Origin of the sequence: Mucilaginibacter calamicampi (genome assembly GCF_042676765.1) — a bacterium.
Lineage (GTDB): Bacteria > Bacteroidota > Bacteroidia > Sphingobacteriales > Sphingobacteriaceae > Mucilaginibacter > Mucilaginibacter calamicampi.
This window is the reverse complement of the sequence record NZ_JBHTHU010000006.1, coordinates 367,461-380,921: the sequence shown is the minus strand read 5'-3', so window position 1 is coordinate 380,921 and position 13,461 is coordinate 367,461. Positions and strand designations below refer to the sequence as shown.

9 protein-coding genes are annotated in these 13,461 nt (G+C 42.9%); 2 read left to right on the top strand and 7 right to left on the bottom strand.

The annotated features are described in order from the left end of the window. Positions 1-248: 248 nt before the first annotated feature. The 5 genes from ACFQZS_RS11220 to ACFQZS_RS11200 are packed head-to-tail and all read right to left on the bottom strand — an operon-like array spanning position 249 to position 7,168. The gene (locus ACFQZS_RS11220; protein ID WP_377100217.1) at positions 249-1,103 is read right to left on the bottom strand and encodes an N-acetylglucosamine kinase; all 855 of its coding nucleotides are present in this window, start codon (positions 1,101-1,103) and stop codon (positions 249-251) included. Continuing rightward, positions 1,100-1,477, bottom strand: coding sequence for a response regulator (locus ACFQZS_RS11215; RefSeq protein ID WP_377100215.1), 378 nt, complete (start codon positions 1,475-1,477; stop codon positions 1,100-1,102). Before ACFQZS_RS11215 ends, ACFQZS_RS11220 begins: the two co-directional genes overlap by 4 nt. A 42-nt stretch (positions 1,478-1,519) precedes the next feature. Next, positions 1,520-2,797, bottom strand: a complete 1,278-nt coding sequence (locus ACFQZS_RS11210) for a TolC family protein (RefSeq protein ID WP_377100212.1) — start codon at positions 2,795-2,797, stop codon at positions 1,520-1,522. A gap of 49 nt (positions 2,798-2,846) precedes the next feature. Then, entirely contained in the window at positions 2,847-5,981 is a 3,135-nt protein-coding gene (locus tag ACFQZS_RS11205; protein WP_377100210.1) for an efflux RND transporter permease subunit, read from the bottom strand. Between the two features lie 5 nt (positions 5,982-5,986). Beyond that, entirely contained in the window at positions 5,987-7,168 is a 1,182-nt protein-coding gene (locus tag ACFQZS_RS11200) for an efflux RND transporter periplasmic adaptor subunit (protein WP_377100208.1), read from the bottom strand. 378 nt (positions 7,169-7,546) lie between these two features. Between ACFQZS_RS11200 and ACFQZS_RS11195 the strand changes: the two genes are divergently transcribed. After that, on the top strand, positions 7,547-9,301 hold the full coding sequence (locus ACFQZS_RS11195) for a M61 family metallopeptidase (RefSeq protein ID WP_377100206.1): 1,755 nt from the start codon (positions 7,547-7,549) through the stop codon (positions 9,299-9,301). 277 nt (positions 9,302-9,578) lie between these two features. Further along, a complete protein-coding gene (locus ACFQZS_RS11190) occupies positions 9,579-9,734 on the top strand; it encodes a lmo0937 family membrane protein (RefSeq protein ID WP_377100204.1) in 156 nt (51 codons plus the stop codon). Between the two features lie 387 nt (positions 9,735-10,121). Here ACFQZS_RS11190 and ACFQZS_RS11185 read toward each other — a convergent pair whose 3' ends face one another. Then, positions 10,122-10,670: a YciE/YciF ferroxidase family protein gene (locus tag ACFQZS_RS11185; protein ID WP_377100202.1), complete on the bottom strand. Its 549-nt coding sequence runs from the start codon at positions 10,668-10,670 to the stop codon at positions 10,122-10,124. A 280-nt stretch (positions 10,671-10,950) separates the two neighbouring features. Continuing rightward, positions 10,951-13,458: a DNA ligase D gene (gene ligD / locus ACFQZS_RS11180; RefSeq protein WP_377100200.1), complete on the bottom strand. Its 2,508-nt coding sequence runs from the start codon at positions 13,456-13,458 to the stop codon at positions 10,951-10,953. Positions 13,459-13,461: the final 3 nt, after the last annotated feature.

Sequence of the window (13,461 nt, the reverse complement as noted above, 5' to 3'; positions counted from 1 at the left end):
AGGTTGGTAGAATAAGAGGAAAGATGATGCTGCATGCCGTAGGTATGCGCCTTAAGTTGCGTACCTACGGCACGCTTTTCTCTGCTCCGTTTTTTTCTACCGACCTTTAACTCCTAACGGAGTTTCTTAAATAATGATATGCCCTTCCAGGTACTCGTTCTGGCTCTTTTTGCTACCGACCTTTAACTCCTAACGGAGTTTCTTAAATAATGAGCAGGTGACTGTTCTGGCTTTTTTCCGGTTAGCAATTACAAGGCCTCGCGGCTTAAAATAAAAGCAAGCAGATCATGCACAGGCTGTTTTATGATCTTGCCTACGTGTACACCATTGGCTTTACATAAGGCTGTAAGCTCGGGCGCAAAAGTAAAGGCTATTGACCCTACAAAGTGACATTTATGATCGTTATACTCTGGATATGATTTAATGTTGGTTTCAATAAACTCCAAAAACCCTTTTTTCAACAGATCCTGTCCGTACTGCGTGCGCCTTATCACATTTAAAAACCTTGCAAATGATGCCAGATAAGCATTTGCGGCGGGTTTTTGGTAAACATTCTGCATTACAACGTCCTTACTAAGTTCATAAGTGTTTTCAAACAGCGTATGCACCTCATAAGGCATCTCGTTATATAAAAAGTCGGTTATTAACAGCTTCCCAAACCAGCTGCCTGATCCTTCATCGCCTAAAATAAAACCAAGGCCATGCTTACCTTCGTGGATCTCCTCGCCATCAAAAAATGATATGTTAGAGCCGGTGCCTAAAACACAACACAGGCCTTTCTCATGCCCGCACGTTGCATAGGCAGAGCCAAGCAGGTCACTATCTACACTAATATAGGCTTTGGGGAATAATTGGCTTAAAGCATTTGATATGATCTCGTGCCTGTCGGGGCCCGAGCAACCTGCTCCAAAAAAATAGATCTCGGTAACCTTGTTGCTGTGGGTAAGCATATCGGCACCTCTATCCTGCAAGATCTTAACTATCTCTTTTTCCGTTAAAAAATAAGGATTCAAGCCCGGGGTGCGAAACTCGACGGTGTTCCCATCGGGTTGTTTAAGCAACCAATCTGTTTTTGATGATCCGCTATCCGCAACTAAGATCATGAAAGCTCTTCCAGAATTTTTTTAGTTAGCGGCTTGTGAAGAAACTGAGTAACGTATTTATTGGCAAGCGACCTGCGAAGATCTGTAGGATCAAGCGATGATGAAAGCATAAATATTTTCACGCCGTTCTTTTCAATCTCCAGCTTATCGTACTCCTGCAAAAATTCAAAGCCATCCATAACCGGCATTCTCAGATCCAGAAATATTACATCGGGTGCTACTTTTCCGTCCCGCAAGTCTTCAATCGCTTCAGACGATGACTGGCTTATAATTATACTATCGGCAAAGTTGCAATTTTCCAAAAGCCTGCTCGTGACAAAATTATCAATGTAATTGTCATCAATCAGTAAGCAGGTTTTGTAAGATCCAGTCATTTTTATCTATCAAAAATAACTTTTTATTTTATTATTGGTTATTTATTGAATATTAATGTTGTTGGTTATTTGTTTCAGGCTTATTTCTGCGCTTTTAGCCTGATACTGAGCTGCATGGTAGCTAACCTCCGCATTAATATAATTTTCTTCGGCCTGGCGCACTTCAAGCGGCGTAATATTGCCTAATTTATATTTATCCAGGGTAATTTCAAGGTTGCGCTTGGCAATAGCCACGTTGGCTTGCCCCAATTTTATCAGATCTAAACCGGATAGATAATTAACGTATAAAGTATTAACCTGCGCATCTATACCCAGCTTAACATTTTTAACCTGCAACGCCGAATTCTCTAATTGTATTTTGGCGTTGGTTTCGCGGCGTTTTTGGTTAAAGCCGTTAAAAATATTCATGCTCGCCGTTACGCCATAGGTTAAACCACGCGCGTCATTAGCCAATAGCGCCCCACTCGGCGATCTGCTGTTGGTAAAATTATAACCCGTATTTACACCTACAACCGGATAACGCGTTGCCTTTACCTGCTTAACATTGATCTCTGCCAGCTGCCTGGCTATCTGCGACGATAAAACACGTGGATTTTGCGTAGCTGCAGCTGCAAGCACGTTACCCAGCACCAGCTTATCATCAACCACAATAGTATCTGTCACCGAAAAATCTGCCTGCGGATTCCTGATCAATAATTGGTTAAGCTGTATCTTGGTAGCTTTTAATTGCTGTAATTGCCCCAGATAATTAGCCGTATCGGTATTTACATTCACCTCGGCATTTAAAACTTCCAATCGCGAAACCGCGCCTACAGAAAACTTATCCTGCGCAAACTTTAGCTGCTGTTTTGAGATCCCTATTGCGCCCCGCAGCGATTTTAATACCTGATTTTGGTTAATTAAGCTGTAATAAGTAGATATAACATTAGTTAAAGTTTGCAATACCGTATCGCGCGATGTTATACCGCTTAAACGCTGGCGTATTTTCAAGGCATCATAATTGGCAAACATGGCAAAACCATCAAAAATAGTCCAATCCATAGCTACGCCATAGTTGTAGCTTTTGCTCCGAACGTTAGTAAAGCTGCTGGTACCGGTGGTACGCGTTACAGTACTATTTTGTACGGTGTTATTGTTGCTAAAATTGCCGCTGAAAGCAGGCAAAAATCCGGCGTTGCCCAGCGTAACGTTATTTTGTGCTATGGTAGCATTATTTTGTGACAGCTTTATATTGTAATTATTCTGCAGTGCTGTATCTATTGCATCCTTTAAGGTAAGCAGGGGCGCGTTTTGCGCGTTTGCTATAAAAGATGAAGCCATACAGCATAAAATAAGGCAGACTATTTGTTTAAGTTTCATTAAAAATTGCTTAGTGTTGTTCAACCAATTTTACTTTTTTGCTTTTTTTGGTTTCCGGTACAAATTCCTCCTCGGCATCAGGGTCGCGGCGTACCTTTGATGCTATTAATACATACATTGTTGGTATTACATACAAAGTTAGTATCAGCGAGAAAAGCATACCGCCAATAATTACTATACCTAATGATACCCGGCTTTTTGCACCTGCACCCAAAGCCAGCGCAATTGGCACCGAGCCTAAAACAACCGCCAAACTCGTCATTAAGATAGGGCGTAAGCGGGCGGTAGCAGCTTCTATAACAGCATCATACTTTTTAAGGCCGTGCTCCATACGCTGGTTGGCAAACTCAACAATCAAAATACCGTTTTTGGTAACCAAACCAACCAGGGTAATAATACCTATCTGCCCGAATATGTTAAGCGTCTGATCAAACAACCATAACGACAAGTAGGCACCCGCAACTGCCAATGGCACCGTAAGCATCACAATGATCGGATCTTTAAAGCTCTCGAACTGTGCTGCCAATACCAGATATATCAATAACAGCGCGAAAATGAACGCGTATAAGATATTTGATCCGCTTTCGGCAAAATCCCTGGATGCACCGCTCAACTCTGTGCTGAAGGTCTCGTCTAAAGTTGCTTTAGCAATGCGGTCCATTTCTTTAATACCATCGCCTACTGTATAACCCGGCGCAAGGCCTGCCTGCACAGTTGCTGCTTTAAAACGGTTAAAGTGCAGTATTGATGGCGGGGTAGCATCTTCGTCAACCTTTACCACGTTATCTAACTGAATAAGCTGCCCGCGCGAATTACGCACATACAATGTTTTAAGATCCAGCGGCTGATTACGGTTTTGCCTGTCAACCTGCGCTATTACCTGGTATTGTTTACCGTTCATTAAAAAATAACTCAAACGGCTGTTACTATAATAAAGCTGCAGTGCCTGGGCTATGTCAGACACCGAAACACCCAGATCGCGCGCGCGCTCCCTGTCTGTAGTAACCCTTAGTTCTGGTTTAGTAAATTTCAGGTTTACATCAGGCGTAACAAACACCGGGCTTTGTATAACCTGCGCCATAAACTCAGGCAATACATTGCGTATTTTATCGAAATTCTGATTTTGTAAAACGTATTGTACCGGCTGTGAGCTTCGGCCACCACCACCGCCACCTGTGCTTATGGTTTGCTCCTGAGCAACAATTGCCCTGGCATCCGGATATTTTTGCAGTGCCTTTGTTAAGGCATCAGCAATTTCCTGCTGAGTTCGCTTACGTTTATCCGGATCAACCAAACCTATCATGCCCATACCGCTGTTTACAGCGCCTGCACCACCACCACCAAAAGCCACTATCTCTATGTTCATATTGGCTTCGGGTACAGAATCTGCAACCATGTCAGAAACCTTATCCATATAATCGGCCATAAATTCATAGGATGCTCCTTCCGGGCCTGTTACCTGGTAACGTAAAAAGCTACGGTCATCAAGTGGCGAAAGTTCTGATTGCAAAGAACCATTTATAAGCCATACAATACCCAACGAAGTAACCAGAATTACAACGGCTATCCATTTACGCTTCATAAAGTTGGTAAGCGTTTCGGTATAGGCATTGGTCATTTTTACAAAGAACGGCTCGGTGCGCTCGTAAAATTTAGACTTCTTCTGATCTTTGCGTATAAACTTAACACTCAACATTGGCGTTAGCGATAACGACACAAAGGCCGATATCAATACAGAACCTGCAACAACCACAGCAAACTCACGGAACAAACGGCCCGTAAAGCCCTGAAGGAACATTACCGGTAAAAACACCGCGGCAAGCGTAACAGATGTAGAAATTACTGCAAAAAATATCTCGGCAGAACCCGCGAAAGCAGCCTTACGCACATCCATGCCCTCCTCTATTTTCTTGTAGATATTCTCGGTAACAACTATACCGTCGTCAACCACCAAACCCGTTGCCAGCACTATACCCAGCAATGTTAAAATATTGATGGAGAATCCGCAGATGTACATAATGAAGAATGTACCCACCAATGATACAGGTATATCAATTAACGGGCGGAAAGCGATCAGCCAATCGCGGAAGAAAAGGTAAATAATAATTACAACCAATATGAACGATATGGCCAGGGTTTCTTCAACCTCTGTTATGGATTGCTTAATGAATTTGGTTTTGTCAACCAATATTTTAACCTCAATATCGGGCGGCAGATCCTTTTTTAACTGCTCAAATCTTTTATAAAACTCCTTAGCTATATCTACATAGTTAGCACCAGGCTGCGGCACAATAGCCAGTGATACCTGCAACGAACCCGACTCTTTAAAGGCCGTCTGCTCATTTGCAGAGCCTAAAACCGCATAACCTATATCGCTAAGGCGTATAACACGGTTACTATCGGCGCGTATAATAAGGTCGTTAAATTCTTTAGGGGTGGTCATTTTTCCCACTGCCCGTATGCTCAATTCTGTTCTGTCGCCTTCAATTTTTCCGGCAGGTAACTCAACGTTTTCCCGATTAAGCGCTGTGCTTATGTCATTGGCTGCTAATCCTAACGCGGTTAGCTTGGCAGGATCTATCCACAAACGCATAGCATACTGCCTGGTACCCTGCAAATTGATAGCGCTTACCCCGGGGATGGTCTGCAAGCCTTCCATCAACACGTTCTCGGCATAATCATTTACCTGCGTAATATCCCGCTTACTGCTTTTTACAGAAACTGTAATTATATTATCAGCGTTGGCATCGGCTTTGGTTACAACCGGCGGCGCGGTAATATCCTGCGGCAACTGGCGCTGGGCCTGGCTCACCTTATCGCGTACGTCATTAGCCGCTGTTTCAAGGTCGGCATCCAGATCAAACTCAACGGTAATATTGCTGCTTCCCACAGAGCTTGTTGACGATATATTACGAATACCCGGTACGCCGTTAATGGCTTTCTCCAACGGCTCGGTTATCTGCGATTCAATTACATCGGAGTTAGCGCCGGTATATGTTGTACGAACATTAATGATTGGCGGGTCAACCGACGGGAAATCCCGGATACCTAAAAAATTGTAGCCTATTATACCAAATACTACTATCACAACAGACAAAACTGTCGCAAGTACCGGCCTTTTTATGCTAACTGAGGATAAACTCATGCTGATTATTTCTTTTTGTCTTTCTTCTTGTCCTTACCTACTAATCTTAATTGAGCCTTAGGGCGCATTTGCATAATAGCCGATGCTACCACGCTGTCGCCGGGTTTTAAACCGTCAATAACTTGTATTCTGGTGTCGGTGCGTAAATCAGTTACAACCGTGCGCGGTACGGCTACACCGTTATCATAAATAAATACTGTACTGCCTTTAAGCCCCGGTGTAACCACCTCTGTAGGCAACATAATTGTATTACGGATCTGATCTAAAGCAAGGCTTATCTTGGCAAAACCACCCGCCTTTAGCAAGCCTTTAGGGTTAGGTGCTTTTGCCCTAACGGTAATAGTGCGCGAGTTTACGTCAATAGATGGTTCAATAGCATAAACAACAGCCTTGAACTTCTCTTGCGAACTTGCCACAGTAAAATTTATTTTAGTGCCGGGCCCTATATAAGCCTGATATTTTTCGGGTACTGAAAAGGTTACTTTGGCCGGATCTAAATTTACCAAAGTTGCTATAGCTGTATTAGGCGACAAGTAACCGCCCGGGCTTACACTACGTAAACCTATTGTGCCGGAAAACGGAGCGCGCATTTCTGTTTTGGCTATTTGCGCTTTTATAACATCAGCCTGCGCGTCTAATGTATTCAGGCTGGTTAATGATGTTTCATATTCAACCTGGCTTATCGCTTCTTTTTGCAGCAACTGTTTGTTACGGCCCTCGTTTTGCTTAGCCAGCGCAATGTTATAGGCATTTTGTTTTAACGATGCTACCAGGTCCTGGTCATTTACCTTAACCAGCAATTGCCCTTTATTTACATGGCTGCCCTCTGTAAAGTAAATACCGGTAATTCTGCCGGATACTTCGCTGATTAAATTCACCCTTTCGTTAGCGTCAATAGTACCGGTTACATCTATAATGTTGCTTATGGTGGTATCTTTTACTACCATAACCTTCACAGGTATCGGCCCGCCTCTGCGACCGCCGCCTGGGCCACCAGGGCCTCCGGGTCCGCCCGGACCTTTTTTACCACCGGCATCACCCGCACCACCGCCTGCACCTCCGCGACCACCCGGGCCCCTGGCGCTCATGGCTGCTCTCTTTTTAGCACCTTCGCCGAAAAACTTGTTATAAATTAAATAGCCAATTACTGCAGCTATAACGAGGTAAACAATATATCTGGTTTTCATATTTCCTATAAACGACGCTTAGGTTTTCACTCCTTTGAAATTAAGCTTTATTTTGTGTTTTCAACATTACATTAGGGGCCGCTTTCAATGAGCCTTCAAATATATTATAATATGGGCAATATTTATCTAAGGCCCTTACTATTAGCGGCTGTTTATGCCTACATTTATGATACTGCCAGAAGACGTTTTAAACCTTTTTATGTTACTTATGTTGAAACGGTAAAAATAGATAGTTACGTTTGCCGAAAATTTCTTGTATCAACCATGTTACAACAAGTTTTATCCTAACTTTTTAATAAGCCAACAGGCATATTTTTTTTATACATTGCATTTATGAAAAAACTTTTTGCTACACTTTTTTTTATAACGTACATTTTAATGAATACGACTACCGGATACGCTGCCAACAACGAACAAATAAAATATACCCTTACTTTTCCGGAAGCCCAGGCTCACTACGTAGATGTGGAAATGACCATAAGCGGCCTGGCGCAGAAAACGTTAGATTTGAAAATGCCCGTTTGGGCACCCGGCTCGTACCTGGTGCGCGAGTTTACCCGCAATATTGAATCGTTGAGTGTAAGTGCTGCAGGCAAAGCGCTCCCGGCTGTAAAAACCCGCAAAAACATATGGCATATTGATGTGGCAGGCAAATCAACGGTAACAGTTAAATATCGTGTATATGCTTTTGAAGTATCGGTACGTACTAGTTTTATTGATGCCGAACACGCGTTCCTGTCATCGCCTGATATTTTTATTTACCCTGATGGTATGCTTAAAACGCCATCAACCGTCCATATAGTTCCTTATAAAGGCTGGACAACCGTTTCAACAAGTTTGGAAAAAGTGAACGGTGATAGTTTCACCCGCACGGCCCCTAATTATGATATTCTGTTTGATTCGCCACTGGAGGTGGGCACACAGGATGTGTTTGGCTTCAAGGTTGGCGATACAGATTACGAAGTGGCAATGAGCGGCGGCGGCAACTATAATAAAGAGCGTGTTAAAAAGGATTTTACCCGGATAGTTGAACAGGAAGTAGCTGTTTTTGGCGAAAACCCTAACAGGCACTATACCTTCATTATACACAATTACTTAAAAGGTGGTGGCGGCTTAGAGCATTTGAGCTCAACTACCTTAGGTGCTACACGCGACGGTTATACGCACGAAGGCACCTACCAAAGCTTTTTATCATTAGCAGCGCACGAGCATTTTCACCTGTGGAACGTCAAGCGCTTACGCCCGATAGCATTAGGTCCGTTTGATTATGACAACGAGAACTATACCACTAATCTTTGGATAGCAGAGGGTTTTACTGCCTACTATCAGGATGTTATTGTACGCCGCACGCAGCTGTACGCCCCGCAAAATTATCTTGATCTGATGGCGAGGCAAATTACCTTGCTTGACAATCAGCCGGGTGCTAAAGTACAAAGCGCTGCCATGGCCAGTTATGATGCCTGGATAAAATCATACCGCCCTAACGAGAATTCTGCTAACACCACTATATCTTATTACACCAAAGGCGCAGTTATAGCCATGATGTTAGACCTGGAGATAATTAATAATACCAAAGGAAAAAACTCATTGGATGATGTAATGCGATACATGTATAACGAGTATTACAAAGTAAAAAAACGAGGTTATACCGATGCGGAATTTAAACTGGCCCTGGAAAAGTTTGCCGGAAAAAATCTGGATGAGTTTTATGCTAAATATATAAACGACGTTACAGATATTGATTATAACAGCTACCTGGCTTATGCAGGCTGCAAATTAACCGATGACTTAGCCGGAAGCAATACCGCCGCGCTTGGCATTACCATGATACCGAATACACGTAGGGTGATAGTAGCAACGGTATTGCGCGGAACTGCAGCGTGGGATGACGGGATAAATGTTAATGATGAAATAATTGCCATTGACGGTAAACCTGCAGACAGCAAAGAACCTATTGGGGGTGATAAAAAACCGGGAGATAAAATTTTGGTGAAACTGATACGCGATGGCCTTGAAAAAGAAATACCGGTAACGCTTAAACGATCTACAACCGTAAAATATAAAATTGAGCAACTTGCAAATGCTACCCCTCAGCAATTGGTAGTGCGTAAAAAATGGATGACGCTGCAGTAGAGTAGTTTTTTGCACTACAAGCCTCAGCTGCTCTTTCAATATTGTCATTGCGAGGTACGAAGCAATCGCAAGGACAAAAGCAGCCATGCATAGTTCGCGATTGCTTCGTACCTCGCAATGACAACAGGTTAATTTTCATAAAGTATATACATCAACGCCCTGAAAAAAGGGCGTTTTTTGTTATACAGAGCCGCTTTTTCTATATGGCGATGATTTGGCACCGTTTTGGTATTAGTTGATATAACTTATGAAATTCATTAACTAAAACATTACCATCATGAACTCATTATTGTATATCATCGCAGTTATTCTCATCATAGGATGGGCACTTGGTTTCTTTATGTATTCAGCAGGCAGCATTATTCACGTATTGCTTGTTATAGCTATTATCTCTTTACTATTAGGGGTTATCAGAAGGCCAACAGCGCTTTAATATATAGCGCCCATTAAGATTTAAAAAGTCCGCAGGAGTTGATCCTGCTGACTTTTTTTTGTGCTATATTAAAACCACAATTGCTACAAGACGGATTTGTCTTTGTAAATAACGCGACGTTTTATACATTAATCTACCATAAAAGTTGTCATTCTGAACGCAGTGAAGAATCTTGTACGCTGTACAGGTCCGCGCGCTTAGCAAAGTTTTATAAGATTCTTCACTGCGTTCAGAATGACAAATAACGCCGTTGCCTGGCATGTGTATAGATCTCTCCTTAGGTCGAGATGACAACGTGAGTAAAATATGCAAAGAAAAGGCCGATCAAACAAAAAAGCCACCCCTTTTCAGGAATGGCCCTCTCACAATTATGTTTCGGCAAATATATTATTCAGCTTCGGCGCTGGCAGTAGAATTGATACCGTTAACCGCTAATACGGTAAGGTCTTCATCGCACTGTTTTTCCTCAGCCAGGGTAGCTTCTAACAGTTCAACTGCCTCGTTGTAACCCAATACACCTGCCAGCGTACGCAGTGTACCATAAGAAGCAATTTCATAATGTTCTACTTTTTGTGCTGCAGAGATAATACCTGCATCACGGGTGTAGCTCCCTTTCTCGGTTTCAGACACAATTTCTTCACTCTCTTTGATCAAGCCCGCCATTGCTTCGCATTTTACTGCCACTGCTTTTTCGCCAATAGAATCAAAAACCTGCTCTAACCTGGTAATCTGATTTTCGGTCTCGCTGATGTGTTTTTCAATTCCAGCGCGCAATTCGTCTGATGTGGCGGCCTTGGCCATTTTAGGCAGCGCTTTAACCAAATGCTTTTCTGCCCAATAAATGTCCTTTAATTCGTCAAGAAATAATTCGTTCAATGCTGATTCCTGAACGTCTGTTGTTTGTTCTGCTTTTTTAGCTGTTTTTGTAGTTGCCATGGTAAATGATATTTTATGTTTTTCTACACAGAACTATACAAAGCAGATGCCACAACAAGTAGTTTTAAGAAAATTATTTTATTTTTAATTTAATCAGAGCATAGAAAGTTCAAATTAGTCGTATTTAAAAGATTAGTGTTATTATAAACTCCTTCCCCGGGGAAGGGTGCGGCTGGCTTTGAGGTGGCGGGAAGGGGTTTAAAAAGCGGTTAAACACCTCCCTACACCCTCCCAAGGGAGGGAATCGCACTTTCCACCGCTCCTTTTTGGCATCGTATCTCTACAACGATTTCAACAATTTCAACGCCTTTTTCAGATCTGCTTTTTTAGCTTTTAAATCCTTCCATGGGTCCTCTGTATTTTTTACCCGCTCCAGTGTATTGAAAATTGTATAGTTGGATAATTTAAGATCATCATTCACCTCGTGCCAGTGTAAAGGCATTGAAACTGTGGCACCCGGCTTTGGCCTAACAGAGTAAGGGCAGGCAATGGTTTGCCCGCGGCGGTTCTGCAAAAAATCAATATAAATTTTATTGGGGCGTTTGGCGGGGCTGCGTTCTATGCTGGTAGTATCCGGTAGTTCTTCGTGAATTTGCTTGGCCACATACTCTGCAAACATTTTAACCAGATCATAATCATATTTAGCACCCAGGTAACAATAAATGTGCAGTCCCTTTGAGCCCGATGTCTTAATAAAAACATCCAGCTGCATGCGTTCAAAAACCTCTTTGGTTTTAAGGGCAGCCTCAACGGCCTGCGTAAATGGCACATCGTGCGGGTCAATGTCAATTACAACAAATTCAGGGTTTTCGGGCGTTTTATACGAGCTGAGCCAAGGGTTTATTTCAATGCAGCCTAAATTAGCCATATAAACCAGGGTGGCAGCATCTTTACCTATAATGTAATTAATGTCCTTGTCGTTGCTTTCAGAGTACAGCTTTTCAGTTTTTATCCATGGCGGCAGGTTGGCCGTATTATCTTTCTGAAAAAAACCGGGGTCATCAATGCCGTTGGGCTGCCTGCGCATAGATATGGGCTTGTCCTTTAAATACGGAACCACCCAATCTGCCATTTCGCGGTAGTAGTTTATTAGCTGCCCCTTGGTAATGCCATCCTTTTTCCAGTATGGCTTATTCAGGTGGGTTACCTTTAATTTATGCTTGCCTACCACTATTGTCTCATCATCAGCCATCTGCTCATCGGGCTTTTCCATAACCACTTTCTCCTTTTCTTTATCAGTACGCAGGCCCTTAAAAACGGGGTGCCGCAAATGCCCGTCAGCCGTCCATTCAGAATACCATACTTCGCACACCAGCTCCGGTTTAACCCAGGTTACTTTTGTGCGGCTATGCTGTTTTTCTTTAAATGGCTTCGTATCCGTTTGCAGCGGTTCCAGCTTTTTATACAGCTCTTTGATGCCGGCATCATTAAAACCCGTACCGCAATTACCAATGTACTTTACACCGTCACCCTTGTTAATACCTAATATCAAAGCGCCAAAATGCTTGCGCGAACCCGTAGGTGCAGTAAATCCGCATATCAACGCTTCCTGCGATTGTTGCAGCTTAAACTTCCGCCACCTGTCTGTACGTTTGCCGCTCTCGTAAAAACTCTCGCCGTCTTTGCCTATTATCCCTTCCCAGCCTTCTTTTCTTGCTTTATTAAAAAGATCAGTACCCTTGCCTGTTATATGGTCGTTATATATTATTGATGTGCTATCCAACTGCTGCACCAGGGCTTTAAGCAGTTGCTTGCGCTTTAATAATTCAATTCCGCGCAGATCATGCCCATCTAAACTCAGCAGATCAAACACATAAAATTTCAGCTGTTTATCCCTGGTGTCACCATCATAATGCTGTATATCCTGAAAACTGCTGCGCCCTTTACTATCCTCTATTACCAGTTCTCCATCCAGCACTGCATCCTTTTTTATTGTCTTTAGTTCGGCAATTATTTTTTTGTAGTTGGCACTAAAGTCAATATTGTTGCGGGATATTAGTCTGGCTTCTTTACCTGTATAACCCAATGCGCGGTAGCCGTCCAGCTTACGTTCATAGATCCAGTTATCATCATCAAATAGCTTGTCATCCAATTTGGCCATCATTGGCGAGAAGGCTTTACCGGAGCTTTTTAGTGCAGGAGCATCCTCTATCCCGATGGTGTCATCAGTACTTTTTTTTTCAACCTTAACCTTATGTTGCTTGGGCAAATCTTTCGCCTTGCCGTCTTTGTTGTTCAGCATTTCCTTAACGGCATCGGGCACCAGGTCCTCACTATTAAAATCATCAACGGCATATTCGTCGCGGTGCTTTATCAGCAGCCAGGAGTTATCTTCTTCAGCGTTCTTAATTTTTACCAGCGCGAATTCGCCTTTCAAAATATCGCCGTCCATCCTGATCTTTAAATTACCTGATTTTAGGCCGGCACGCAGTTGCTTTATATCATCCTTGCGGTCGTCTGCCAGCGAGGTATAGGTACCTTTATCCCAGATAATAACCACCCCTGCCCCATAATTACCGTTAGGAATAATCCCTTCAAAGTGCTGATAATCTACGGGATGATCTTCTACCATCATAGCCAGGCGCTTATCATTTGGATTGAGCGATGGGCCTTTAGGCACTGCCCAGCTTTTCAGCGTACCGTCCAGTTCCAACCTGAAATCATAATGCAAACGCGAAGCATGGTGCCGCTGTATTACAAACGATAATGTTTTGCTATCGCTTTTACCGCCTTTGGGTTCGGATGTTTGCTTAAAATCGCGCTTTTTTACATAGGTCTCCAGGCTCATGGG

Coding starts and splice junctions, on each gene's coding strand:
- ACFQZS_RS11220 (WP_377100217.1), bottom strand. CDS start 1,103: ATGATCTTAGTTGCGGATAGCGGATCATCAAAAACAGATTGGTTGCTT.
- ACFQZS_RS11205 (WP_377100210.1), bottom strand. CDS start 5,981: ATGAGTTTATCCTCAGTTAGCATAAAAAGGCCGGTACTTGCGACAGTT.
- ligD (WP_377100200.1), bottom strand. CDS start 13,458: ATGAGCCTGGAGACCTATGTAAAAAAGCGCGATTTTAAGCAAACATCC.
- ACFQZS_RS11215 (WP_377100215.1), bottom strand. CDS start 1,477: ATGACTGGATCTTACAAAACCTGCTTACTGATTGATGACAATTACATT.
- ACFQZS_RS11190 (WP_377100204.1), top strand. CDS start 9,579: ATGAACTCATTATTGTATATCATCGCAGTTATTCTCATCATAGGATGG.
- ACFQZS_RS11185 (WP_377100202.1), bottom strand. CDS start 10,670: ATGGCAACTACAAAAACAGCTAAAAAAGCAGAACAAACAACAGACGTT.
- ACFQZS_RS11210 (WP_377100212.1), bottom strand. CDS start 2,797: ATGGCTTCATCTTTTATAGCAAACGCGCAAAACGCGCCCCTGCTTACC.
- ACFQZS_RS11200 (WP_377100208.1), bottom strand. CDS start 7,168: ATGAAAACCAGATATATTGTTTACCTCGTTATAGCTGCAGTAATTGGC.
- ACFQZS_RS11195 (WP_377100206.1), top strand. CDS start 7,547: ATGAATACGACTACCGGATACGCTGCCAACAACGAACAAATAAAATAT.